Origin of the sequence: Pseudomonas sp. MWU347, from assembly GCF_017947305.1 — a bacterium.
GTDB lineage: Bacteria > Pseudomonadota > Gammaproteobacteria > Pseudomonadales > Pseudomonadaceae > Aquipseudomonas > Aquipseudomonas putida_A.
The window spans coordinates 75,957-102,749 of the sequence record NZ_JAFGZB010000002.1; the positions used below are offsets into that span (position 1 = coordinate 75,957).

Consider the following 26,793-nt stretch of genomic DNA (forward strand, 5'->3'; position numbering starts at 1 on the left):
TTCTGCAGATTACATAAACCCCTGTAGGAGTGAGCCTGCTCGCGATGAGGCCGGCACATCCAGCATATGTGTCGACAGCACCATCGCCATCGCGAGCAGGCTCACTCCTACAAGGGAATGGCGTTTCAAGTCTCTCCCACAAACCGCCTGCGCTCGCGTAAACTTGCGCGCTTCTCGCTGGCCGCTAGGCTGCAATCATATTTTTTCAAAGGTGCCCGCCATGCCTTGGCTGCAAGTACGTCTCGCCATCAGCCCGGAACAAGCCGAAACCTACGAAGACGCTTTCCTTGAAGTCGGCGCCGTTTCGGTGACCTTCATGGACGCCGAAGATCAGCCGATCTTCGAGCCGGAACTCAACACCACCCCACTGTGGGCGCACACGCACCTGCTGGCCCTGTTCGAGGGCGGCACCGAGCCTGCGCCGGTGCTCGCGCATCTGGAACTGCTGACCGGCAGTCCGCTGCCCGAGCATCACAGCGAAGTCATCGAAGACCAGGACTGGGAACGCAGCTGGATGGACGGCTTCCAGCCAATGCGTTTCGGTCAGCGCCTGTGGATCGTGCCGAGCTGGCACGCCGCGCCCGAGCCTGACGCGGTCAATCTGTTGCTGGATCCGGGCCTGGCGTTCGGCACCGGCACCCACCCGACCACCGCCCTGTGCCTGGAATGGCTCGACGGTCAGGACCTGAAAGACTGCAACGTCCTGGACTTCGGCTGCGGCTCGGGAATTCTGGCGATCGCCGCCCTGCTGCTCGGCGCGAAAGAAGCCGTCGGCACCGACATCGACGTGCAGGCGCTGGAAGCCTCGCGCGACAACGCCGGGCGCAACAATATTGCCGACGAGCTGTTCCCGCTGTACCTGCCGGAAGATTTGCCGCAGGTCAAAGCCGACGTGCTGGTGGCCAACATTCTGGCCGGCCCGCTGGTTTCCCTGGCGCCGCAGCTGTCCGGCCTGGTGAAAACCGGCGGTCGTCTGGCACTGTCAGGCATCCTCGCCGAACAAGGTGAAGAAGTCGCTGCCGCCTATGCGCAGGACTTTGATCTGGACCCGATCGCCAATCGCGATGGCTGGGTGCGTATCACCGGCCGTCGGCGCTAGAATGACCGCCTGCATAAACCGGATCGCCGCATGACCGACAGCTTCGTCACCCAGTGCCCGCATTGCCAAACCAGCTTCCGCGTCAGCCATGCTCAGTTGAGCGTGGCCCGCGGGGTGGTTCGCTGTGGCTCCTGCCTGCAAGTGTTCAACGCCGCCAAACAGCTGCTGGAACAACACGCCGGCAAGGAAGCGGTCACTCCGGTGGCGCCGTCCATTGTCCAGCCAGCACCGTCTCAGGCGGTGGTCAGCGAGCCGCCGCCAGTGGTCGAAGCGCCCGTCAATGACGAACCGCCCGCGCCGCGCGCCATCAGCCAAAAGCAATGGAGCGCCAGCGAGCTGGACCTGGACAGCCTCGATCTGGACGAAGAACTCGCCCGCCTCGAACAACGGGAAATCCAGCCGACCACCGAATTCGGTCGTCAGCGCGAAGAGTCCCTGAGCGCCCGCCGCGACAGCCCTGAAGCCGATGAAACGGAGTGGCGCGACAGCCTGTTCAGCGCACGCGACGATGAACGTCTGCCCGAGCCCGAAGATGACGTCGAGCCAGATGCCGTCGAACCGGAACCGCTAAACACCGCGCGCACCGAGCCTTCCCTGTCGCTGGAGCCGGTGGATCTGGACGATGAACCGCCGATCCCGCAACTGCGCCTGCACGACCCGATCGATCCGAATGCCCGTCGTGAACGCCTGTCGGCCAACGTCGAGCCGGACGATGACGACTTGCCATCGGTCGAACCGCTGCGCAAAAAACGTCAACGCGCCGAGGTGTTGCAGGACCTGACCGACGACCCGCTGCAACTGGACTGGCAGAAACGCCGTTCGCCCTGGGGCCGGCGTCTGCTCTGGGCTTTGCTGGTGCTGCTAGCTGCCGCCGGTCTGGCCGGCCAGTACATTGCCTATCACTTCGATGAACTGGCGCGGCAGGATCAGTACCGCCCATGGTTTCAGCAGTTCTGCCCGCAGATCGGCTGCACGGTGCCGTCCAAGGTCGACATCGGCAAAATCAAAAGCAGCAATCTGGTGGTGCGCAGCCATCCGGAATTCAGCGGGGCGCTGGTGGTGGATGCGATCATCTACAACCGGGCGACGTTCTCCCAGCCATTTCCGTTGCTGGAGCTACGCTTCGCTGACCTCAACGGTCATCTGATCGCCAGTCGTCGCTTCAAACCCGGCGAATACCTCAACGGCGACCTTGAGGGCATGGCGGAAATGCCGCCGCAGACGCCGATCCACATCGCGCTGGATATCCTTGATCCAGGCCCCAAAGCGGTGAATTACAGCCTGAGTTTCCACTCGCCCGAGTGAATCGCTTCATCGCTTCAGGTTTGACGGCAGTTTTCTGACTTCGCCCGCGCCCACCAAACCGCTGGTAATAACAGAATAACTGTTCAGATTTTGTTCAATTCAGCCTTTATCCAGTCATCGAGAGCGGGTATCATGCCAACCCTTTTTCGAACTCTCATGATCCGGCCCCACTTCAGGGAAGTCCTATGTCGGCGGTACGCATCGGCCCATATACATTGCAGAACGGTTTGATTCTCGCCCCGATGGCGGGCGTCACCGACCAGCCCTTTCGTCAGCTGTGCAAGCGTTTGGGCGCAGGGCTTGTAGTCTCGGAAATGGTCACCAGTGACATGAGCCTGTGGAATACCCGCAAGTCGCGCATGCGCATGATCCACGAAGGCGATCCCGAGCCACGCTCGGTGCAGATTGCCGGTGGCGATGCGCAGATGCTGGCGGACGCGGCACGGGCCAACGTCGAACTGGGCGCACAGATTATTGATATCAACATGGGTTGCCCGGCAAAGAAGGTCTGCAACAAGGCCGCCGGCTCCGCGTTATTGAAAGACGAAGCACTGGTGACCGAGATCCTGCAGGCCGTCGTCGCTGCAGTGGATGTGCCGGTGACCCTGAAGATCCGCACCGGATGGGATCGCGACAACAAGAACGGCCTGACTGTGGCGAAGATCGCCGAGCAGGCCGGGATCACCGCGCTGGCCGTGCATGGCCGCACGCGCGCCGATCTGTACACCGGCGAAGCCGAGTACGACACGATTGCCGCGATCAAGCAGGCGGTGTCGATCCCGGTGTTTGCCAATGGCGATATCGATTCGCCGGAAAAGGCCCGTTACGTGCTTGACGCGACCGGTGCCGATGGCCTGCTGATAGGCCGGGCTGCCCAGGGGCGGCCATGGATTTTTCGCGAGATCGAACACTTCCTGCGTACCGGCGAGAAATTGCCGGCGCCGGAGCTGAGCGAAGTGGAACGCATCCTGCTGGAGCATCTGGCCGCACTTCACGCCTTCTATGGGGATGTGATGGGCGTCCGTATTGCCCGCAAGCATGTGGGCTGGTATCTCGCAACCTTGCCGGGCGCCAGGGAGTTTCGCGCCCACTTCAATCGTTTGGATGGTACGGAAACACAATGCGCCAACGTTCGGGAGTTCTTCGCCGAGCGTTACAAGAGCCTGACAGGGGACGAAGAAGGGGTGGCCGCATGACGATGATGACCGAGACTTTAGTGAGTGGAACAGCACCCGTGAGCGACAACGTGAATTTGAAACAGCACCTCAATACCCCGAGCGAAGAAGGTCAGACCCTTCGCGGGAGTGTCGAGAAGGCGCTGCACAATTATTTCGCCCACCTTGAGGGCGCGTCCGTCACGGATGTGTACAACCTGGTGCTCTCCGAAGTCGAGGCTCCCCTGCTCGAAAGCGTGATGAACTACGTCAAGGGCAACCAGACCAAGGCCAGCGAGCTGCTCGGACTCAACCGCGGCACGCTGCGCAAGAAACTCAAGCAGTACGATCTGCTGTAAGCATTCAATCAAACCAGAAAGGCGCCCGCGTAAAACCGGTCGCCTTTTTTGCTGACTTCCTTTGCTTTTGATGGAAATTGAGATGACCGACCAGACTACCCGCCTGCCGATCCGCCGCGCCTTGATCAGCGTTTCCGACAAGACCGGGATCCTCGAATTCGCCAAGGAGCTTGAAGCCCTCGGCGTCGAGATCCTCTCCACCGGCGGAACGTTCAAGCTGCTGCGCGACAACGGTGTTGCCGCAGTGGAAGTCGCGGATTACACCGGTTTCGCGGAGATGATGGACGGTCGGGTGAAAACCCTGCACCCGAAAATCCACGGCGGAATCCTCGGTCGTCGCGGTATCGACGACGCGATCATGAACGAGCACGGCATCAAGCCGATCGACCTGGTTGCAGTCAACCTGTACCCGTTCGAAGCCACCATCAACAAGCCAGGCTGTGACCTGCCGACCGCTATCGAGAACATCGACATCGGCGGCCCGACCATGGTTCGTTCGGCAGCGAAAAACCATAAAGACGTGGCGATCGTGGTGAATGCCAGCGATTACGCCAACGTTCTGCAAAACCTCAAGGCCGGTGGCCTGACCTACGCTCAGCGTTTCGACCTGATGCTCAAGGCCTTCGAACACACCGCTGCCTACGACGGCATGATCGCCAACTACATGGGCACCGTGAATCAGGCTGCCGACGTGCTGAGCACCGAAGGCCGCAGCGAATTCCCGCGCACCTTCAACAGCCAGTTCATCAAGGCTCAGGAAATGCGCTACGGCGAGAACCCGCACCAGAGCGCGGCGTTCTACGTGGAAGCCAAGCCTGCCGAAGTCGGTATCGCCACCGCGACCCAACTGCAAGGCAAAGAGCTGTCGTACAACAACGTGGCCGACACCGACGCCGCGCTGGAATGCGTGAAGAGCTTCGTCAAGCCGGCCTGCGTGATCGTCAAGCACGCCAACCCGTGCGGCGTGGCGGTGAGCCCGGATGCCGAAGGCGGTATCCGTCAGGCCTACGAACTGGCCTACGCCACCGACACCGAGTCGGCCTTCGGCGGCATCATCGCGTTCAACCGTGAACTGGATGCCGAGACTGCCAAGGCGATCGTCGAGCGTCAGTTCGTGGAAGTGATCATCGCGCCAAGCGTCAGCGCAGAAGCTCGCGCCATCGTCGCCGCCAAAGCCAACGTGCGCCTGCTGGCCTGTGGCGAGTGGTCGGCGGATCGCGTTCCGGCCTGGGACTACAAGCGCGTCAACGGTGGCCTGCTGGTGCAGAGCCGCGACATCGGCATGATCGGCGCCGACGACCTGAAAGTGGTGACCAAGCGCGCACCGACCGAACAGGAAATCCACGACCTGATCTTCGCCTGGAAAGTCGCCAAGTACGTCAAGTCCAACGCCATCGTCTACGCCAAGAACCGTCAGACCATCGGTGTCGGCGCCGGCCAGATGAGCCGCGTAAACTCCGCGCGTATCGCCGCGATCAAGGCTGAGCACGCCGGTCTGCAAGTGGCCGGTTCGGTGATGGCCTCGGACGCGTTCTTCCCGTTCCGCGACGGTCTGGACAACGCGGCCAAGGTTGGCATCACTGCAGTGATCCAGCCAGGCGGCTCGATGCGTGATGCTGAAGTGATCGCTGCCGCTGACGAAGCCGGTATCGCCATGGTGTTCACCGGCATGCGCCACTTCCGTCACTGATTCCACTCGATCCAAATGTGGGAGCGGGCTTGCTCGCGAATGCAATCTGTCAGCAACAGCCGTTTTGCCTGACACACCGCTTTCGCGAGCAAGCCCGCTCCCACATAAAGCGCTCCAGCAGCGCCTGACAGATTTTTGAGGTTTTTGAAATGAATGTTTTGATCATTGGCAGCGGTGGCCGTGAACACGCCCTGGCCTGGAAAGTGGCTCAGGATCCGCGCGTGCAGAAGGTTTTCGTCGCGCCGGGCAACGCCGGTACCGCGATTGAAGCCAAGTGCGAAAACGTCGCCATCGACGTGCTGGCCCTTGAGCAACTGGCCGACTTCGCCGAGAAAAACGTTTCCCTGACCATCGTCGGCCCGGAAGTGCCGCTGGTGGCAGGCGTGGTCGATCTGTTCCGCTCCCGTGGCCTGGACTGCTTCGGCCCGACCGCCGGCGCTGCACAGCTGGAAGGCTCGAAAGCCTTCACCAAGGATTTCCTCGCGCGTCACAAGATCCCGACCGCCGACTACCAGAACTTCACCGAGATCGAGCCGGCCCTGGCTTACCTGCGTGAAAAAGGCGCACCGATCGTGATCAAGGCCGATGGCCTGGCCGCCGGTAAAGGCGTGATCGTTGCCATGACCCTGGCCGAAGCCGAAGACGCCGTGCGCGACATGCTCGCCGGCAACGCCTTCGGCGACGCCGGTTCGCGCGTGGTGATCGAAGAATTCCTCGACGGCGAAGAAGCCTCGTTCATCGTCATGGTCGACGGCAAGAACGTCCTGCCGATGGCCACCAGCCAGGACCACAAACGTGTTGGCGACGGCGACAGCGGCCCGAACACCGGCGGCATGGGTGCCTACTCCCCTGCCCCGGTGGTCACCGCCGAAGTGCACCAGCGCGTGATGGATCAGGTGATCTGGCCGACCGTGCGCGGCATGGCCGAAGAAGGCAACGTCTACACCGGTTTCCTGTACGCCGGTCTGATGATCGACAAGGCCGGCAACCCGAAAGTCATTGAATTCAACTGCCGCTTCGGTGACCCGGAAACCCAACCGGTGATGCTGCGTCTGCAGTCGAGCCTGGTGCTGCTGGTCGAAGCCGCTCTGGCGCAAGCGCTGGACAAGGTTGAAGCACAGTGGGATCCACGTCCGAGCGTTGGCATCGTGCTGGCCGCCGGCGGCTACCCGGGCGACTACGCCAAGGGCGCGGTGATCAACGGCCTGGACACTGCCGCAGGCCTGGAAGGCAAAGTCTTCCACGCCGGTACGGCGCTGAAGGATGGCAACGTGGTGACGGCCGGTGGTCGCGTACTCTGCGCCACCGCCATGGGCGCCAGTGTCAGCGAAGCGCAGCAGCAAGCCTACAAGCTGGCCGCTGCCATCGACTGGGAAGGCTGCTTCTACCGCAAGGACATTGGCTACCGCGCCATTGCCCGTGAACGTGGCGAAACCCAGGAATAAGCTGTCCTTCACGTCCGGCGCGGGATGCAGTCCCTCGCCGGGCTGTTCCGCCGCCGCGCATCGTTATATTCTGGCATCAACCTACGAAGGGATTTCGCCGTGCGCTGGCTCAGGATTGCCATAAGTTTCACCGTCACGTTGCTGACCTTGCTCTGCATGCTTCCGGCTCTGGCCGCGCAAGGCAGTGGCTGGTCGGTATTGCTTGACGATCAGGGTAATCTGCAACTGAGCGACATCCGCTCGGCGCGCTACACCAATCAATTCAGTCCCATCGAACTTGATCGCCTCACGGCGGCCGAGCCCGATGGTGCACTCTGGCTGCGCTTCAAACTGGCGCCGGGCAAGCACGAGCAGGTGCTGCGGATCTTCGCTCCCGACCTGTCCAACCTCAGCCTCTACGTGCTGGACGGGGACAAACTGATCGAGCAACGCACTTCCGGCACCCATCAGCCGCAGGTCGAGCGGCCACTGCCGAGCAGCGACTTCCTGCTGCCACTGCCGCAAAGCGACAAGTCCCTCGACGTTTATCTGCGGATGGTTTCCGACCATCAGCTGCGCCCGCACATCACCCTGCAATCGGCGGTGATGAGTGCCGCCAACCAGAACCAGACGCTGATCTTCGGTCTGCTGTTCGGCTGCCTCGGCATGTTGCTGCTGCACAACATCGTGCGCTACGCCTACTCCCGCTCGCGTAGCAGCCTGTGGCTGGCGGTCTGCGAAGGGCTGCTGGGCCTGAGTCTGTTGCTGTTGCTCAACCTCGCCGGCCCGTGGTTGCCGAACTGGCACGCGATCCAGACCCCGGGCGCCTATCTGGCGTTGCTGCTGACCGCCCCGGCCGGGCTGATGTTCGCCCTGCGCTTCTTCGCCCCGCTCGGCCCGCACCCGCTGAACAAACTGTTGCTGGGCGACATTCTGTTCATCGTGATCTGCAGCCTGCTGCTGTTATTCGTCAACACCCTGCCGCTGAACATCATCACCTACGCGCTGGTGGCGCTGGCCGGTCTGAGCATGTTGCTGGTCGGCTTCTATCACTGGCAAAAAGGTTATCGCCCGGCGCGGCTGTTCGTTGCCGGGATGGTGGTGTTCAACATCGGTACGCTGATTATTTTGCCGGCCCTGCTGGGGCTGACCCTGGTGGCGCCGCAAGGCCTGATCATGACCCTGATGGGTTTCATCTGCATCAGTGGCTTGCTGATGAGCATCGCCTTGGGTGAACGCCAGCGCAGCATCACCGAAAGCCGGTTCAGCATCAGCCGCGATCTTGCCGCGAGCAATGCCGAGATCAACGCCAAAGCCGAATTCCTCGCCAAGATCAGCCACGAAATCCGCACCCCGATGAACGGCGTGCTGGGCATGACCGAGCTGTTGCTGGGCACGCCACTGTCGGTCAAGCAACGCGATTACGTGCAAACCATCCACAGTGCCGGCAACGAACTGCTGACGTTGATCAACGAGATTCTCGACATTTCCAAGCTCGAATCCGGACAGATCGAACTGGACGATGTGCAGTTCGACCTCAACGCGCTGATCGACGACTGCCTGAGCATCTACCGGGCCAAGGCCGAACAACAGAACGTCGAGCTGATCAGCTTCATCCAGCCGCAAGTGCCGCGCGTGATCAGCGGCGACCCGACCCGCTTGCGCCAGACCCTGCTGAGCCTGCTGGAAAACGCCCTGAAGAAAACCGACGAAGGCGAAGTGCTGATCGTCGTCGCCCTCGACGAGCGCAGCGTCAAACCGCGCCTGCGCATCGCCGTGCAGGACAGTGGTCAGCCGATGGAACCGGAGGAGCGCGATGCGTTGCTGCACGCCGAACTGCACAGCAAACACTTCCTCTCGGCCAACCGTCTGGGTGGCAACCTCGGACTGGTGATTGCGCGGCAACTGATCCGCCTGATGCACGGCGAGTTCGGGATCAAGAGCGGCGCCAATCAGGGCAGCACATTGTGGCTGACCCTGCCACTGGACCCGGATCGTCTGGAACACCCGACCTCCGACCTCGACGGCCCGTTGCAAGGTGCGCGCGTGCTGGTGGTGGACGACAACGATACCTGCCGCAAAGTGCTGGTGCAGCAATGCAGCGCCTGGGGTCTGAACGTCAGCGCCGTGCCATCGGGCAAGGAAGCGCTGGCGCTGCTTCGCACCAAGGCGCACCTGCGCGACTACTTCGATGTGGTGCTGCTGGACCAGAACATGCCCGGCATGACCGGCATGCAACTGGCGGCCAAGATCAAGGAAGACCCGAGCCTCAATCACGACATCCTGTTGATCATGCTCACCGGCATCAGTAACGCGCCGAGCAAGATCATCGCGCGCAACTCCGGGATCAAACGCATCCTCGCCAAACCGGTGGCCGGCTATACGCTCAAGACCACGCTGGCCGACGAGTTGAACCAGCGCAATAAAGGTCAGGTAGTGTTCCAGCCGCAAGTGGTCACTCCCGCGACGGCGGCCAAGGTGCCGAGCGATTTCCGCATTCTGGTCGCCGAAGACAACACGATTTCGACCAAAGTGATTCGCGGCATGCTCGGTAAACTCAACCTGCAACCGGACACCGCCAGCAACGGCGAAGAGGCCCTGCAGGCGATGAAGGCCCAGCGTTATGATCTGGTGCTGATGGACTGCGAAATGCCGATCCTCGATGGCTTCTCGGCGACCCAGCAGCTACGGGCGTGGGAGGTCAGCAATCAGCGTATACGCACGCCGATCGTCGCGCTGACCGCGCACATCCTCGCCGAACACAAGGAACGTGCGCGTCAGGCCGGGATGGATGGCCACATGGCCAAACCGGTGGAGCTGTCGCAACTGCGCGAGCTGATCGAACACTGGGTAGCCCAGCGCGATCAGCAGAACCGTACGGCGTCGACCTTTTAAGCAGGGGTACCACGCCAGTTCGAGCGTGACTCAATCGGCTGCGCCGTTCTCTTCGGCTGGAACGTCTTCAATCAGCCTCAACAACGCCACGTTAGCTTCAAGCCTGTCCTGGACTTTCAGGGCGATGGCTGTGCGAACCGGCCCATAGAGCGTTTCGGACAAATTGGCACTGGCAGAGCGTCTGCAAACACTGCCGCGAATATCCTCAGCCTGGAATAGCTCGGCCAAAGGGTTGTCAGCGAGAATCCGTGCAGTCGCAAATTCGATGTAGACGCTGCTCATCGACATCGGCGAGTGCGCCACGACCACCAACAGCCGTATGATTCTGGAAACATCTGACTGATCCGTCGCTGCATCGCTGGCGCCTTTCTGCATGTAACCACGCAGCAGCTCTAGTGCCGGCTCGCTTGCGGAAAGTGCTGCCAGTCGACGCATGACTGCGTTCGCAACGCCACATTGCTCCACAGCACCCCCGAACTCAGGAGCGACCACCCAGTCAACGACAGACACGCTGTTACCCTGTGCGACGGACAGATCCAACCGTGCTCTGAAATGTCGCAGCCAGTATTTGTCCAGAAATTCCATGTAGACGTCATACCAGCCAATACCCGGATCTTTCTCAAGTTTCTTGTTGGCCGCCAGTTGCGCCAACAACAGAGAGTTTATTAAATCCTGATAGCGTTCCGGTTTGTCTGCCGGCGGAATCAGTACAACGGCACCCGCAACGATCAAAACGGAATATTTGCAATTCATATAATCGCCCCCAAAAAAAAGCAGTCGACCTTCGACTGCTTTTTTCGATTTATCAGATATCAATATCTTCAATCTGATCGATACCCACCAGCTTTTTCTTGATCGTCTCACGCACTGCGTTGGCGACGTCGGTGTTTTTGGCAAAGAAAGTTTGAGCTCGATACAAACTTACATTACGAACATCGACATCCACGAACATCACTTTGGTAGAGGTGTTCTTGCGCAGAAAACGCACCGTTCCCAGCGCCATGATTGCCTCACCGTCGAGTTCGACACACGCTCCGGTGGAGATGCCGCCCACGCCGTGGTCCAGCAAATTTCGCTCATAAGCGGTCAACGCAGCAGTGTCCCGTTTTTGCAGGGCCGAGATTGCATCACCCGCGACCTTCAGCATCAGAACGCTGGTTGGTCCTGGCAGTGCAACATTAGCCAGCACGGAACCCAGAATCTCCAGTACCAGCTTGTCCATCCGCACACTCGTGCCTTCGATACTGAGGTCATTGTAGTACTGATCGACAGGCGTCCAGCCAGCGAGGGTCATCACCTCACGGAACCGCTTATACCAATCTCGGCCCTGATGCTCTTCGGGGTATAGCTTGTTCGCTGCACGTGTGGCGAACAGAAGAGCGTTCTGGGCATCCGACTTGTTCTGATCCGAAAGTTTGCCAGAAAAACCCATTGTGACTTCGCCGACAACAGAGCCTTTCGACGGTGCCTCGATTTCGTCCCCTACAGCCAACAGGCCACGAGAGCGAATAACCGGCGCACCCACATCACAGGCTTCAATCGCGTTAATACAGGAAGAGATATAAAGCTCATTAACGATTTGACTATGCACAATAAAAGTCCTTATTAATTAGTAGGCAAGCCCCTCTTGAACTTGCAAGAAAACAATAAACAAACAAGCCCAGCACCACAAACTCAAATCTGTAACATCTTATCCAGCAAACAAGATGCAACTAACAACATCACACAAAACAACTATCAAACAAAAAACGAAAAACCGACTGCCTCGCGCAGAATCTTCTGCACACACAAGCAACTAACCGACTGATAGACTCGCCGTCATCACTCTCCGGATGCGAGTCGCCCTCATGCTCCACGTGTTATTCAGCGTTTACCTGAAGATGCTGGTGCTCTACAGCCCGTTCTTCGTGTTGTCCTGCTTCATCAGCCTGACTCGTGGCTACTCGCGCAAGGAACAGCGGCGCCTGGCCTGGAAAGTGGCGATCGCCACGCTGATCTCCAGCGTCTTGCTTTATCTGTTCGGGCGGGTGATTTTCGATGTATTCGGGATCACTGCGGACGCATTCCGCATCGGTGCCGGCAGCGTGCTGTTCATTTCGGCGTTGGGCATGGCCCAAGGCAAGCCTGTGGTGCAGAGTGACAACGTGCAACAGGACGTGACGATCGTCCCGCTGACCATCCCGCTGACCGTCGGCCCGGGCACCATTGGCGCCCTGCTGGTGATGGGCGTCAGTCAGCCGCACTGGGACGACAAACTGACCGCGATCATGAGCATCACCCTGGCCAGTTTCACCGTAGGGGTGGTGCTGTATCTGTCCAATCACATCGAACGGGTGCTCGGCGATCAGGGCCTGCAGATCGTCAGCCGGCTGATGGGCCTTTTCGTCTGCGCACTGGCGGCGCAGATCATCTTTACCGGGATCAAGGGCTATCTGGTGTCCTGAACGAAAAAGGGCTGCGGAGGAAAATCTCCGCAGCCCGGTCTGATCTGCCAGCTCGCAATGGCTTACTGGTCGATGGACAGCCCGATCAGCGCGCCGAGTTCCAGCAGGGGTTCCGTGGCCATCGCACTCATCAGCTCCTCCAGGCTAACGGTCACCGAGATTTCGTCAGGTAACGCAATCCCGAATGTCACCTGCTGTTGCCGTGCCGCATCAAGGCTCGTGGCATTGCGCAAAATGATGCTGCTTCCCGAATCGGGATCCGTCAGCAGCAAATGGCCGTCGGACCTCGAGACCAGCCATCGCTGCATCGGCTCCAGTGTCAACGCCAGATGAATGCCTGCTTCCTCGGCGTCGACAATCAGGCAATCAAGCCGATCCCAAGTCTGTCGGGCCAGTGAAAGGTAATCTGCAGATTTCGCAAACTTGAGCACCAGTGTATCGACGCCATCCGGAATCGCTACAATCCTGCCCGATGAACCAATACCGTCGATAACCAGCGTATCTGCAATCCGGCTGACCGCTTCCACAGTCATCCATGTATCGATGGGTTCAATGCCTTCACTGGCATTGCTGAACAGTCGGCCCGTTACAGGGTCATGCAGCACCAGGGTCTGATCGTTCGCCACGCCCAGATATTGTGGCCATTCACGTCCTGACACCGAGACACTGAGCAGACGGCCGGCTGCGACGTCATACCAGCTGCAAAGATTATCGCTCCTGCCCGCAAAGAGGTAAGGACCGCTACGCTGACCGGCAAGCAGTCGCGCCAGCTTTTGCTCCCGCGCCTGACGAGACGCCAGGCCATTGAAGAATTCGACTTCCACACCGACGATACGCGGTGGCTCGCCATCGGCCAGGTCGAACAGCACGTGGTCATGCCGGCGGACGTGCAGGCCGGCTCCATGGGGCACGGCCCAGGCAAAAGTGTCCCGCGGCATGACTCGCTGCATCGGGGCCAGCAAGTGCGCCTGCAGCAGACGCGTCCCCGAACCGAATGCCGCCGCCAGGCTTTCAGGCGCCATGAAGGGCTGACGATAGATTCGTCCGGATGCCCAGTCCATCATCCACGCCGCTTTTTTATCTGGCGTCAGCCTCAACACGCGCATGGCTTTGCCCGCCGTGTCGGCAATCAGAAATTGCTGATCCAGATAGATGACATACAGCGATGTCTTGCCCGTTGCGTCGCGGATACCCCCGACTTCCACGCCATCGGCGGACTCGTTCTGAATGCTGGTCCCGACCGCTTCCCACCACTTGAACCCTTGCCCAGTGCGCTGCTGGCGGGCCGACAGCCATGCGTGATTGAGTCCCACCAGCCGCGTCTGGCCGTCGTCATTCATCTGGAACAGCATGCCTTCGTCAGTGAGGATGACGTATTGTCCGCCCTGGCGGTGCACATGCTGCACCTCAAGGTGCAAGACACTTTGTGCAAACATCTCGGGCATCTGATCCGCTGCGCCGATGTGCTGTCGATAAACAAGGCGATGGCCAAGATGATGAAACAACACTGTATCGCCGCTTGATTGAAGCGGATCAAGCAGCACCCAATCGAGAAAGTCAGGTGTACCTTCCGTATTGCGCAGCACAGGCCGAATGACGCGCTCATCTTCACTGCGCACCCAGGCTCGGGTGGCTTTACGCAAATTCTCGTCGAAGGTGTCGATCGTAATCATTGCGCCCAGTGTGAATTCCACTCTCTGGTCATCAAGTACCTCATGGTATGGGTAGTCGTGCCGTCGGAGGAAATCCGAAACATTGTCGCGTCCTTCGCGAATGATCCACGGATGGTCTGAATTCATATCGGAGATCGCAGTAAGGGCGAGGTAGTCTTCGCCGAGCAGGTAAGTCAGCTTGTAGAAGCTTTTCCACATGTCTTCAAAGCGCTGGACCACCTGCAGCAAACCCTCTGGCGTCGCCTGAATCGAAACAATGCAGGGGTTTTTTGATAAATGTATTTTCATCACCCGGTAAGTGCGTTTGATCTGCCCGGTGACCAGATCCGTACGCCAGATGATTCCCTGCGCCGGGCAGTAATAAAACATCTCCTCGCCGATCTTCGGGCCGATGCAGATCTGCGCCGCATACTGTGGGTCCAGTCCGCGCACCAAGTGCATGGCATCTTCGGTGTGGTCGTACCAGGCCGTGGTACGAACACCAGTCAGGGCATCGTGATAGTTGCGGATGACCGTCGGGCCATCGGCCAGACGATGAGCGCGGGCGAGTTCGCGCAAATGCTTGCGTGTGGCCGGGCCGTCGGCATCGTTGAGCGCGTCGAGTTCAGCAAAGAGCAGCGCTCCCGTTGCCCAGCCAACCTGATAGAAGCCCTCCGCAAGTTGCAGGTACACGACACTCCTGGCGGGCACCTGCACCCGCATCGAGCCCAACTGAAAAGTATCCTGTTCCAGCTTCACCGCCGCCGCACTCACCCATGGGGCACGCAATGACCACGTCATTGGATCATCGGAGGAAACCTGCAGCCGCAACGACTTGACGCCCTCGGTCAGGGTGATCGAGCAGTGCCCGCCAGTGGCATCGATGTCATAGCAAAGGTAACCGTGCACCTCCTGCGGCAATGGGGGGACGTGCAGAAAACGCTGATCAGGGCCAATCGCAACACTGACGCGGGTTTCCTCGTAGTTGGGCACCATTTTTTCGATGATGTATTCGGTCGGCAACCGGTAAAAAGTGAACCAGAATTGCCGCTTGCCTTCCCTGTCGTGCTCCAGCGCCAAAGCCGTTTCCAGGTTTTCCCTGAGTGTTGTCGAAAAGGGTAGACCACCGTATTCGTAGCCCAGGAAGCACTCTGGCAAACTCGGCAGCACGACGCTTTCAATACCGGGAGTCATATCGAGGGAAATCGTACCGCGAAGGTCGAGAGTCTCTCGAAGGCTGAAAGCCTTGCTGCGATCCCCAACGATCTTCGGCGGATGCAGATCGGAGTAATCGTCCGCTGCGAAAATTTTGTGGTGGCCGAAGGTAATGAGCCCTTTGCGCAAATCAAGCCCGGTATAGACCGCACAAGGATTGGCAATGTAGGTATCGCCTTGCACCGAATGGCTTTGCGGTCGATAGGCCGAATGCACATCATTCAGATACCGGCCGATCCGTCTTCCACGTTCTGCCCTGGCGCTGAACCCCTCGACCAGGGCGCCGATGCCCACCGCCAGCCCGCCCAGAATCACCCCGGCGCCGCCGAGGAAGGCCGCCGCCGTGCCCGCACCGGCAACACCGGCGCCCAAAGCGCCAACACCCAGCACCAGCCCAGCTGAATCGAAGGCCAGCTGCGTGGCATAGACCGCACGCTGGATATCGTTTTGTGCATTGACCAACAGATAAATGTCAAAGCCGATGCTGGCCAGCTGCAAAACGGTTCCGACACCCTCGTTCAAGACGTTGCCCAGTGCATTACTGACAATCGACGAGGTGGTTTTGGCCACCCGCAGTCCGTCGGTAAAGGCATGACGCACCAGATTCAGCAGTTGTACTGCGTCGACCACCAGCCCGTGAGCCATCTGCGCGTAGGCCAGGTAACCGTGGATACGTACTGCCGACGTCAACGCGGTCGACCCCATCCCGGACTCCGCGCTCTGCAAGCCGAGCAGCAGGGCTTGAATGGCAAATCCGGCATTGAGCGTGTGCACCGCTCCGACATCCGTCGGATCGATCACTGGCGCCCCCGCGCGTCTGCCGGACAACGCTTCAAACGTATCGCTCAGGTAAGACTTGATCCCTTGCAGGCGCGTGTCATCGGTCTGCACTGTGCGTGTGCGCTGCGGATCACTGGCACTGACCATGGTGATTTCGCTGCGCCCTTGCGCAGTGCTCTTCAGGGAGTCGAACACCGGAACGAAGTCACGAGACAGTTGATGCTGGTCCTGTAACCGCAGGGTCGCGCTTTCGATCGTCCGCGCCCACTTGTGGCTGTCCACACTGCTCAGCGCCTGTCCCAGACGCGCGTTCTCTGACAGGGAACGCGCGCGCAAGGCGGCATGCTGACTCCAGGGTTCGACGGCACGCCCGCCACCCAGCGGATCACTGCTGAGCAAATGCTCAACGCTAATTTCCGAAGGCAACGATTTACCGGCAATGCTTGCGCCGTCGAGTTCGATGACCTCGAAAACGCTGGCAGCCCCCTGTTCCAGGCCATAAAGCCGGGCAATCACTTGCTCCTGCATGAAGCGCTGGACGCCTTGTTGCAGATCCTCGATCCGGGCGAACGCATACAGCCCGAAGTTGGGATCGTAGAAGCGATAGGATGTCTCGCCTTGCGCTACAACCTTGCTCACCAGCATCGAATGATTGTCTGTGTTGAGCAACAGGCTGCCGGCAGCGGTTTTTGCTTCCAGCGTCTGCATCACAGTGGCCAGGTTCGCCGCCGGCCTCTTCTCGCCGAATCGCACCATGGGTACGCCACGCAACTCGTCCAGCACCTTGAGCAGGGCATGGGCTTGCGGTGCGTCGGGAGTGAGATTGGCAATCGCCAGTTTGCCGATCAGCGCGCGCTCGGCCGAAGCGCCTTTCTCCAGTGCGGCGGCCATCACCAGCGCCAGTGGATAGCAGCGTCGGCCCGGATCCCCCGCACCGCGCAGCAGCAAATCCTGTGGCAATTGCCTGCCCGCGTAGGCGCCTGCCTGGACGAAGGTCTCACGTACCGCCTTGCCCCGAGAGAGGATCGACGCCCGGCGCTCATTCATGGCGGCGACTTCGACCCGACTCACGTACTCGCGCCATTGCCGTACGCTGATCGGTTCGGCAAATGCCTGCGCCTTCAACACTCTGGAGTTCTGCCCGAGCGATTCACGCTTCGATGCATTGACTCGTGCCTCGACCGGTGCAGGATCGCGACTGAGCAGTGTCTGTTCGATCACTTCGTAGCGCGCTATCAGGCCACGGTCTCGCGTATCTTCGGCAAAGGCGACCGTGGTTGCCCAGGCGTCTGCGAACCCGACCTGATCCAGTGTTGCGGCACCGAACAGGCCGCCGAACATCACCCGATGCAACGGGCTCAACTGCTCCAGCGGCAACTTGCCCGCAGCGATGCGCGCCAAGGCCTCGTTGAGATTGCCCAGTGACTCGGCCCCCATGGACGTTGGAGCTTTGTCGACTGTCTGGTTCAGCACCTGCTGTCGAGTATCAAAGTCGAGGTGGATGGGAACGTTGAACGTCACATCACCGGTCAAGCGGTCATTCATGGCGCGCACAAACGGCTCACCCAGATCATCCAGCAGTTGCTGCAGAACCGAGGTCAGCAACACGGACTTTCCTTCTATGACCGGCCAGCCCAGTTTGAACGTGAGGGTCCGCTCTTTGAGCAAATCGGACAGATTGCCGGCGTAGCGCGACTTGAGCTTGCCCGAGTTCCACTTCTCATGTTCTTTTGCCAGCCAGTCTTCGGGGGTATCCTTGACTGCCCAGCCGGAGATCATTTCTTCTTCGGTAAAGACGTTGAAGCCGTCGACCTGCTTCATATGATGGCGAATGTTGTTCAGCTGTTCACTCTGCAGTTCTCTTTCGACATAGCCGATTACACCGCCTTCAAGTGCGCCCGGACCGGTCATGTAGATGGTGCCCAAGGCGTCGAAACGAATCCCGTCCTGATAATACTGAGCTATGGCGCGTATGAGCTTCTCTGATGAATATTCACGCGATGTATTGGGCAAGCGCCCATCAGCCTGTGCTTCAGAGACGACCTTGATTGCAATATCATCGACTGACGACACATCTGCTGGCGTCACGCCTGCGAGTATCATGCGGCGCTCAACCTCATACAGGCAGTCATAAGCCACCCGGATGAAGTGCATGCTCGCATTGACCATCTTGCTGCCAGGATGAGCCAGAACATAGGCATTCATTTCCTTCGACGACGGATTGCCCCAGGCCGCGCCGCGCCCGATGGCATCCTGGGATAAAGACGTCGGCTGCGGCGAAGCGAAAATCTGCTCCACACCCGGCCTGCTCCGGGCAAATGCGCTCAGTGCCTCGAGATGCTCGGCGGGAATATGCCCGGTTCTGTCGACATAACGTTGCCGATCGCGCCCCGGCATCAAGGTATCGTCATGGTTGAGCAATAACTGCAGGACACCGATCTTCGCGTCTGTGCTGAAACCACTGATGTCCACGCCGCCCGGTCTCTCGATCAGCGGCGGCAAATAATCCATGTCGCTGTAACGCCCGCCCTCGAGAAACTCGGCCTGCAGTCGCACCACGTCACTGGCTGCAGCAAAGTTGCCGCGCATGGCGACTTCGCGCTGGTAGACGTCCGCCAGAAAGTGGCTGGCAAACTCCTGGCGAACATCGCGCAGGCGCAAGTCCTCACCCACCATGGCCTGATGCGAATCCAGACATTTCTGGCGGAAGGCTTCGAGCGTCGCACGTTCCTTGCCATAACCCCGCACCATCAGGTCGATCCGCGCCTCGTCTGCGCGTCCGGCCCAGCGTGGATGATTCAGGTAGTCGAACATCTGCTGTTTGAGTACCCGTGCGCGGTCTTCGATCATTCTCGACAGTCCCGTCGGGGTTACCTTTTCGTCCTTTAATACCTTCATCGTGTCCGCACGGGCACTGTCGAGAATCACCCGATTCATTTCAAAGGCCAGCAGCGCATCACTGTCATACCAGAGATTGAATGCATATCCCTGCGACGCCAGTACCTTGCGCCAGATGTTCATGTAATCGCGCTGATTCGGCCCGACCTCACTGCCACCGACCCAGACAAAATGCATGATGCGCGGTATCGGTTTGCCAGCGGAGAGCATCTTCACAGTCGCACTCAAGCGGCGGTCGTAGTCGCCCAGTTTCAGGCGCAGTTTATTGACCTGAGCATCCGCGGCGTCCAGCTGTGGTGATTCAATCGCGTCCTTGAGCAATCTGATCGCTATCAATTGTTCTGCAAGACTGGTAGCCGCCGTAGCTCCGTCGTAGTAGCGCAAAGGAGCCTCCCCCAGGCTACCGCTGACGGACTCAAGTTCTGTGCGCGCAATAAGATCGGCGAACACTCTGCCCATCGTGACTTCATCCATAGTGCTCAATGCAATTTCCTTTTTTTGGCCAAACGAACCCATCGCGACGACATGAACCGTCGCGACACAGAGAGAAAACAAACTTCAAAAAACCCAACGAAGACTTTCGTCAGGCCGGCACCGCTCCCAGCAACTGCGCCAGCGTTGTACTGCCGTCGCCATCATCGACTTCGACGATTTCCCGCAGCCTCTGCACCAGGCTCGATACCGGATAGGAACGCCCGCCCTCGAACCCGAGGAAGACGTCACCGCGCATCGCCGGATCCGCCGAGCACACATCCCGCAGGATCAGGCTGTGCTGGCGATCCGGGTCGACAATCAGCAAGTGCTCGTCGACAAACGACAGTTGCAGTGTTTGCGGTGCGTCCAGCGCCCAGACCAGCTTGCCGGGAATCGCTGGAACCTCGCCCAGCGGGTGACGGCAATCGACAATCACCGAGTCCAGCCGCAACCAGCAGGCCCTCGACAGGTGATACGTGACACCGCCCTGCCCCAGGCGCAACACCAGACAGCTCACGTCATCAGCGATCAGTGGCAACAGGTCTTCAACCTTGTTCTGGCCCTCGACCACCAACACCTCGGCGTCACGCCGCATGTATTCGAACGGGCCGATGCTCTGCTGACCGGGGTAGACGTGTACGCGGTGTGCCTGAAGTTCGTGCAACAGCACATGCCGATGGCGGGTGCCGAGCAATTCGCAATCGTCTGGCAGATCCTGGCCTGCTACACGAATCAGTTGTGCATTCGCCACGTCGTACCATTGCAGGTTGCCCGCGCCAGACTCCACGGCGATGTAGGGCCCATGCTCGGCGGTCTCCAGCAATGCCTGCAGAGACTCCGGCAAATGTTCCGCGTGCTCGCTGGCCCAGTGATGATCGACGCCGATGATCCTTTCAGCTTCCTGATATCGCAGCTTGAGTGACACGCCGTTGACCGATGTCCCGTACAGACCGGAGCCGTCATTGCGCACGGCGCTGAACCGCCAGTCATCCCACTCGGCCTGCGGTGCCGGCAGCAAGTCGCTCGCCAGTAACTGGGCGCCGCTGCCGAATGCTGGCTCGAGTTGCCGGCTGTCGAAGAACCGCTGACTGCAGATTTCACCGCTGGCGACATCGAACAGCCAGACCGCCTGGTTGTCCGGTGTGACCCCGAGCAGGCGCATTTCCCGTTCGTGCCCCGGATCGCACAGCAGCAAGCGGTTATCCACATACCAGGCACACAGGCTGCGATCACCGGCGGCGTTGCGCAGACCCAGAATGGCGAAACTGTTGACCGGGTACTTCGCCGCCAGCGTTTCGAGTGCGTGCCACCACTGTGCGCGCCCCCTGAGCCAGCGCTCACTCAAGCCACCCAGATGCACTTCACCCTCTGCGGTCAGGTTGAAGAACAGACCGTCGTCGGTCAGGGCCAGATACCCGTCCTGCACCGATACCACGTCATTCAACCCGTCGGGCTGCAGCCATTGATGCGTCCATTGTGTCGGCCAGCGCTCGCTGCCAGCGGACGCGCTGCGTTGCACCTTGCACAGCTTTTGCGCCAGCCGGTCGTAGATGAAAAACAGCTCGTGCTCCTGGTTGACCGGCAGAAGCAGCAGATCACCAAGCTGTTTGATCGAATCGACCCAGCCGCGGTCATGCCCGAAGGCAAACGGATGAATGCACAACAGGTCACGGCTGCGAATCCAGACCAGGTCACGTTTGCCCGGATCGAACGCCCAGCAGACCGACACGTAGGCGGCCGGTTGCCAGTCGACGGTACTGACGCCTGCGCGTTCGGGCACCGGCGATAACGTGAAATAGTGACCAAGCACTACCGACCAATCCGTCAAGGTCGGGTTGGCGAACACTCGCTGGCCCAGCTCACGGTCAATCTCCCGGGTAACTGCCACCAGTTGCAGTTGGCCCTCATGGATCAGGTAGTTGAATCGCGTGACTTGCCGATCGGTACCCAGCCATTGCTGTTCGATATGAATCACGCCCTGCGCATCGACTTCAATACGCCGAATGCTGCACTGCCCCTCCATGACAAGCAGACGGTAGCGGCACTTGAGCAAACCGCTGACGGCATCGACCTGCCAGATGTCGTAGTTGCGCATCTCATAGAAAAACGCAGAATCGTCGACCACCGCCGCCAGCAGCATTTCATCGGCCGCCAGTACCTCTTCACTGCGGATGTACAGAAAACGATCCTCGGCAGCGTCGTACCAGGCCGTGGTGTGACGCGGCTGGCTTTCGGGCTCGAAAGGAATCGGAAAGTGATGAACTGGCGTGTAAGGCAGCACCAGCCGATGCTCCCGGGCCAGTGTCTGGTAATGCGTGAGGAGTGACTGTTCATTCTCCCCGGCTGGCGCGCTCTGCTCGATAATGTCCAGTCGTCCGTCGCTGCGGTTGACCTTGAACGATTGCCGCCCGGTCAGTTGGAGCATGACCTCATGCCGACCTCTGCCGCCGAACGTCACCTTCACGCCACCCACCGAAAGAACCCCGCCAACGTCGATCCGCACATCCCTCTCAGTGGCCCAGGCGGCTACCAGATTCCAGCGGCACTGCTGCAGGCTGGGGGACTGCAACTGGAGATTGACCCCGCGATTGAGGATCAGTGAGCAGGCGCCGCCCGCACCTTCGATGCGGTACGACACCTTGTCGTGCCAGAGCTGCGGCATCATTGGCACCGCCAGCGCACGCTCGTGGGCATCCAGCCGCACCTCGATCACGGTTGGCCGATACGACGGTGCGAGACGGTTGATGATGTAGTGCACGGGAAAGGAGTAGAACGAAAACAGAAACCGCCACTGGCCAGCCGCATCCTTCTTCTCCAGCTTGCGGGCGGTATCGAAGCCGGTGTCGTGACGCAGCGTCGAGAAAGGCAGCGCCTTGTATTCGTAACCGTAGAACGTGGTCGGCGTGCACGGCAGGACGACCAGTTGCGTGCTCGGCGGATCGAAGTGGATGTAGCCGGGAAGACCCAGTTCACGCCGCAGATCGAGCGCTTGTTGATCATCCGGATTGAAATCCGGCACCCCGAAATGGTCGCGCAGCCGATACACCTTCGGACTGTCGAGCACCAGCATCGTGCGATTGAAGTCCAGGCTCTGGACGACCAGCGAAGGGTGAGCGACCCACGCCCCGAGTCCGTCGTCATACCGATAACCGACACCCCGACAGGCCCGTTCCAGCTCATCGAAGAACAGCCCGACCTCCTGCGCCTGCTCAGCGATCCTGGCAAACCCCTGGGCCAGGGCCGCCACACCCACGGCCAGTCCGCCCAGGATCACCCCGGCTCCACCGAGCACGGCGGCCGCTGTTGCCGCGCCCGCCGTGGCAGCCCCCAGACCACCGGCGGTCAACGCCAGACTGGCGGAGTCGAAGGCCAGTTGGGTGCCGAATTGCGCGCGCTCGATCTCGTTGTCTGCCGTCGCCAATTGATAGATGTCGAAACCGACATTGGCCAGCCCCAGCACCGCGCCCACGCCTTCGTTGGCGACATGTCCCAGCGCCTCGCCAACCACCGGCGCACAGGTGCGGGCGATGATCTTCTCTTCATTGAGCGCGGTTTTTACCAGACTGATCAGGCCAGCGACATCCGTGACATTGCCATGCACCAGCTGCGCGTAATTGACGTAAGCGTGCAAGCGCACGGCGGTGGTCAGGGTGCGGTCATCCCCCTCTCGACCACGCAGGACGTTCATCAGTGCCTGGATGGTGAAGCCGGTATTGAGCGTGTGTACGGCACCCGCCTCTGCCATCTGTGGCGAGGCTCGGGTGCCCAGTGCCGAAAACTGCTCCGACAGATAATTTCTGATGCGCAGCAGACGGTGATCGGAGCTCACCACCTGCACCACATGCTCGGCCTGCGAGGGATCGATCAGGTTGATCCGGTACTCGCCGGCAGGCGTCATCTCCAAGGTTTCGAACAACGGCACCAGCGGTTTTGCCGCAGCATGCAAGTGCTGTAGAGCGTCAGTCGCCTGGGCAATCTGCTGTCCCCACCAATGACTGTCCAGATCGCGCAGGCTGCGCCCCAGGTGCGGATTACTGACCAGCGAATGGCCGCGAGCACTGTTCAGGCGCCGACGGATCGGTCGCTGTGTATACTCCGGCAGCACATTGTCGGATTCCAGCAATTGCCCGACGCGCAAACCGCCGGACAGATCCAGCGCCGCTATCTTTTGCCCCTGCAGCTCGATCAGATCAAAGGTCGGGCGCGCGTCGTCGCCATAGGCCGCATAGTATTTCGCCATGCCCTGTTTCTGGAAAAGGTCGGTCAGTGCCAGCTGAAACTGCTCAGGCTGGCTGAACTCGAAAACGCCGAAATTGGGATCATAGAAGTGATAGGTGGCGTGCCCACCATTGAAGGTTTTCGCCACCAGCATGGCGTGGTTATCCGAGTTGAGCATCAGCGTGCGCGAGCTGGCGAACGCCTCCAGCGTGGTGCCGAGCTGCTGCAGATCGACCCGCCCCAGCGGCTTGCCGATATCGTGCAACTGCACGCCGCGCAACTCCTCGAGCGCCTCCAGAAATACAATTGAATCGCGCTGCTGCGGCTCGACGGTGGCCAGGAAGAATCGCTCGCGCAAGCGTCGCGACGCCGCCACGCCGTGCTCCAGAGCAGCGCTCATGATCAGCGCCAGCGGGTAACAGCGGCCACCGGGATCCCCTGCCCCCTGGAGCAACAGATCCTGCGGCACCAGTTTGACGTCACTGGCCTCGATTTGCCCCAGTACCTGACCCAGCCGCAGGATCACCTGCTCACGATGTTCGCGGGTAGCGATGGTCTGGATATGGGCAACATGACGGCCCCATTGAAACAGCGTGTGCGCCTGCGACAGCGCAGCTCGTTTCAACGTTAGCGCGCTGTCCGACGAGACCATCGGCTGGTCGACTTGGCTGGCGAGACCGGCCATGAATTGCGGCGCCCGATGCTGATACAGATGGCGTTCAATGGCCGCATAACGCACCGATGCTCCTACCTCGGCAACACTGTTGGCGAGGTTGTCGAGCTCGGGGGCAAGTTGCGTGAAGCTTGAGTTATCCAGTGAGCGTACGCCGAGCATCTGTCCCAACACTACCCTTTGCAAGGGACTGATCTGGAAGAACTGCAGCGAACCCTCGGCAATGCCGCTTAGCAACTCATCCAGCGCCAGCCCCTGAATCCGCGCATCACTGAGCGACGCCGGAGCTTGCAGAGTGACGGGTTGGGCCTTGATGGCCTGACGATCGTCGAACCCCAGACCCGGTCCTTCGGGAAAAACCAGCGGACCGTTATGACCTTGCCTCATCGCCGCCACAAACGGTGCACCGAGTCGGTCGATCATCCCTTGCAAGACCTCCGTCAATAACACCGGGCGTCCCTCGATGAGCGGCCAACCCTCTTCGAACACCACAGTCTGCTGTTTGAGCAGGGCAGCAACATCACCGCTGTAGCGGGCACTGAACTGTCCTTGCCGCCAACGCTGCTGTTCGTCGACAACCCATTGTTCATCATCGCTGGCGTTGTCTTTCCACGAGTGATCCTGCTCCTCCTCGGTCTTGTCGTTGATCATCCAGAGCGGCTCGATGGCAGTCTCGACGCGCACTGTTTCATCTTCGCGCGGGACGAAGTTGTGCTGTTCGTAATCGCGCATGCCAGCGCGCATCGCGGCCGGGCCAGTCAGAAAAATTGTCCATTCGCTCTGTGGGCGGATACCGTCTTCGAAATATCCGGCGACCGCCAGAATCAGTTCGTTCACCGTTGCGTGTTCGATCGAGGACAGAGCGGCAATAGAGCCGCAGTTTTGCTCGAATACCTCGCGCGCAAGCGTCGACATGCCGTAAAAATCGCTCAGCGCAACACCGCGCTTGGCCGCCAGTCGAGCCGTCAGGTCGATGAAGTCATAATTGAAGCGAAACCGGTCGATCACGCTTTTGAGCATCGGCGATCGGGCATGGGCCATCAGAAAGGAATTGCTCAGCGAGCTCTGCACAGCAACTGCCCGCAAGTCCTGTGGGCGGACGAGCAGCTCGGCCGGCGCCTGGAACACTTCATTCAGCGCCGGTTTTTGTCGGGCAAACGTCTCAAGCGCGGCGCGGTGTTGCTCGGGAATGCTTGCCAGATAATCAGTGTACTGGTGGCGCAGCGCCTCGCGTGCAGGCATCCAGTGCCGATTGTGATCGAGCAGCAGTTGCAGAACGCCAACGCGTGACCGGGGATCAAACCCGCTGATGTCAACGCCTCCCAGAGTCTTGACCAGTGGCGGCAGATTATCGACATCGGCATATCCGCCGCCCTCTTCGTAAAGGACCTCGGCGCGCACCACATCGGAAGCAGCGGCCAGATTGCCGCGCAACCGGATTTCACGCTCGTAGATATCCTGTAATTGCAGCGGAGTATCCAGGGCGTTCAAGTCGCGCAACTGCAGGTCGTCTCCTGCGAGGTCCAGCAGACTGCGGCGGTTTTGCTCGATCAGCGCCTCCAGTTGCGCGGCGTCCTGCCCATAGGCACGGGCCAACAGATCGACGCGTGCTTCATCAGCTGAAAGTCCCCGCGCCAGTGCGGCATCGATATGCATGGACATCTGTTGTTTAAGGACGATGGCCCGTTCTTCGTACAGCGTGCCCAACTGGTCTTTGGAAATACTGTCGCTGCCATCTTGTTGCAGGGCGTCAGCCTTGGCCGCCTCGACGATCAGCCTGTTAGTTTGCCAGGCCAACAATGCGTCGCTGTCGTACCAGAGATGGAGGCTGTAACCTTGCCCGCTCAGCACCTGTTTCCAGAGGTTGAGATAGTCACGCTGTATCGCGCCCAGTCCTCCACCGAGCCAGACAAAGTGCAGATTCTTCGGCACCGCAGTCGGGGTGCTCTTCGCGTACGCCAGGCTGTTTTGCACACGGGTCTCGAAAGCCTGGATGCTGTTATAGATGCGCGACAACTGTGCAGGCTGGCTATCGGATTGCGAGTATTTATGTGGCGAACCGATCAACTGGCCGATCGACTGCTTGAGCAGTGCCAAAGGCTCGATCAGTCGTGGAGAATCGAGCAAGCCGATACAGGCAAAATAATAACGCCACACTGACTGATAGGATTCACTGCCCCTGTACGCCGACATGGCCTGTTCCAGATCCGCTTGTTTGAACAGTTTGATGAATTTGACAAACCCGCTGGCGTCTTGAGTTCTTCGGTCCTGCATGAAAGTTGCTCCTTTGCCCTGACCAATAACGAAAGTGCCCGCTGGCACTTGCATAGCGGCCAAACTAACTTCTGGCGAATCGGAGCTCAAACTTCAAAACTTTCAATACATGTCAAAATCAACAACTAAAAAAACAACTGATAACGCATGTAACGGCAACAAGTTATTTCTACAATCAATATATAAATCAAACGCACCCGAGCAGAACGCGAAATTACCAAGGCTGCAATTTCAGGTCT

Annotated in this window: 12 protein-coding genes; 8 read left to right on the top strand and 4 right to left on the bottom strand. The window is 59.8% G+C overall.

Annotation, left to right across the window (positions count from 1 at the left end):
* Positions 1-220: 220 nt before the first annotated feature.
* From prmA to KCG87_RS04050, 7 genes are all read left to right on the top strand, one after another.
* Positions 221-1,099: a 50S ribosomal protein L11 methyltransferase gene (gene prmA, locus KCG87_RS04020; RefSeq protein ID WP_027613592.1), complete on the top strand. Its 879-nt coding sequence runs from the start codon at positions 221-223 to the stop codon at positions 1,097-1,099.
* Positions 1,100-1,129: 30 nt separating this feature from the next.
* On the top strand, positions 1,130-2,404 hold the full coding sequence (locus KCG87_RS04025) for a DUF3426 domain-containing protein (RefSeq protein ID WP_134785343.1): 1,275 nt from the start codon (positions 1,130-1,132) through the stop codon (positions 2,402-2,404).
* 185 nt (positions 2,405-2,589) lie between these two features.
* Positions 2,590-3,600, top strand: coding sequence for a tRNA dihydrouridine synthase DusB (dusB, locus tag KCG87_RS04030; protein WP_007961945.1), 1,011 nt, complete (start codon positions 2,590-2,592; stop codon positions 3,598-3,600).
* Positions 3,597-3,917, top strand: coding sequence for a DNA-binding transcriptional regulator Fis (gene fis / locus KCG87_RS04035; protein WP_003221275.1), 321 nt, complete (start codon positions 3,597-3,599; stop codon positions 3,915-3,917). Before dusB ends, fis begins: the two co-directional genes overlap by 4 nt.
* 82 nt (positions 3,918-3,999) lie before the next feature.
* Positions 4,000-5,607, top strand: coding sequence for a bifunctional phosphoribosylaminoimidazolecarboxamide formyltransferase/IMP cyclohydrolase (purH, locus tag KCG87_RS04040; protein ID WP_134785341.1), 1,608 nt, complete (start codon positions 4,000-4,002; stop codon positions 5,605-5,607).
* 149 nt (positions 5,608-5,756) lie between these two features.
* Entirely contained in the window at positions 5,757-7,052 is a 1,296-nt protein-coding gene (gene purD, locus KCG87_RS04045) for a phosphoribosylamine--glycine ligase (RefSeq protein WP_210556648.1), read from the top strand.
* A gap of 99 nt (positions 7,053-7,151) precedes the next feature.
* A complete protein-coding gene (locus KCG87_RS04050; protein ID WP_210556650.1) occupies positions 7,152-9,926 on the top strand; it encodes a hybrid sensor histidine kinase/response regulator in 2,775 nt (924 codons plus the stop codon).
* Positions 9,927-9,956: 30 nt separating this feature from the next.
* On the opposite strand, the gene KCG87_RS04055 is transcribed toward KCG87_RS04050, so the two are convergent.
* A complete protein-coding gene (locus KCG87_RS04055; protein WP_246881642.1) occupies positions 9,957-10,751 on the bottom strand; it encodes a hypothetical protein in 795 nt (264 codons plus the stop codon).
* Positions 10,732-11,517, bottom strand: coding sequence for a hypothetical protein (locus KCG87_RS04060; protein WP_098967026.1), 786 nt, complete (start codon positions 11,515-11,517; stop codon positions 10,732-10,734). The genes KCG87_RS04055 and KCG87_RS04060 overlap by 20 nt, the downstream gene beginning before the upstream one ends.
* 256 nt (positions 11,518-11,773) lie before the next feature.
* Between KCG87_RS04060 and KCG87_RS04065 the strand changes: the two genes are divergently transcribed.
* Positions 11,774-12,370, top strand: coding sequence for a MarC family protein (locus tag KCG87_RS04065; protein WP_027613585.1), 597 nt, complete (start codon positions 11,774-11,776; stop codon positions 12,368-12,370).
* Between the two features lie 62 nt (positions 12,371-12,432).
* On the opposite strand, the gene KCG87_RS04070 is transcribed toward KCG87_RS04065, so the two are convergent.
* Together KCG87_RS04070 and KCG87_RS04075 are read right to left on the bottom strand one after the other, a co-directional pair.
* Positions 12,433-19,389 carry a TcdA/TcdB pore-forming domain-containing protein gene (locus KCG87_RS04070; RefSeq protein WP_246881650.1) on the bottom strand — a complete coding sequence of 2,319 codons (6,957 nt, stop codon included), beginning with the start codon at positions 19,387-19,389 and terminating at the stop codon, positions 12,433-12,435.
* Positions 19,390-19,498: 109 nt separating this feature from the next.
* Entirely contained in the window at positions 19,499-26,554 is a 7,056-nt protein-coding gene (locus KCG87_RS04075; protein ID WP_210556659.1) for a TcdA/TcdB pore-forming domain-containing protein, read from the bottom strand.
* Between the last annotated feature and the right edge of the window lie 239 nt (positions 26,555-26,793).

Excerpts from the sequence above, each read along its gene's own strand:
- prmA (WP_027613592.1), top strand. The coding sequence starts at position 221 with ATGCCTTGGCTGCAAGTACGTCTCGCCATCAGCCCGGAACAAGCCGAA.
- KCG87_RS04025 (WP_134785343.1), top strand. The coding sequence starts at position 1,130 with ATGACCGACAGCTTCGTCACCCAGTGCCCGCATTGCCAAACCAGCTTC.
- dusB (WP_007961945.1), top strand. The coding sequence starts at position 2,590 with ATGTCGGCGGTACGCATCGGCCCATATACATTGCAGAACGGTTTGATT.
- fis (WP_003221275.1), top strand. The coding sequence starts at position 3,597 with ATGACGATGATGACCGAGACTTTAGTGAGTGGAACAGCACCCGTGAGC.
- purH (WP_134785341.1), top strand. The coding sequence starts at position 4,000 with ATGACCGACCAGACTACCCGCCTGCCGATCCGCCGCGCCTTGATCAGC.
- purD (WP_210556648.1), top strand. The coding sequence starts at position 5,757 with ATGAATGTTTTGATCATTGGCAGCGGTGGCCGTGAACACGCCCTGGCC.
- KCG87_RS04065 (WP_027613585.1), top strand. The coding sequence starts at position 11,774 with ATGCTCCACGTGTTATTCAGCGTTTACCTGAAGATGCTGGTGCTCTAC.
- KCG87_RS04070 (WP_246881650.1), bottom strand. The coding sequence starts at position 19,389 with ATGGATGAAGTCACGATGGGCAGAGTGTTCGCCGATCTTATTGCGCGC.
- KCG87_RS04075 (WP_210556659.1), bottom strand. The coding sequence starts at position 26,554 with ATGCAGGACCGAAGAACTCAAGACGCCAGCGGGTTTGTCAAATTCATC.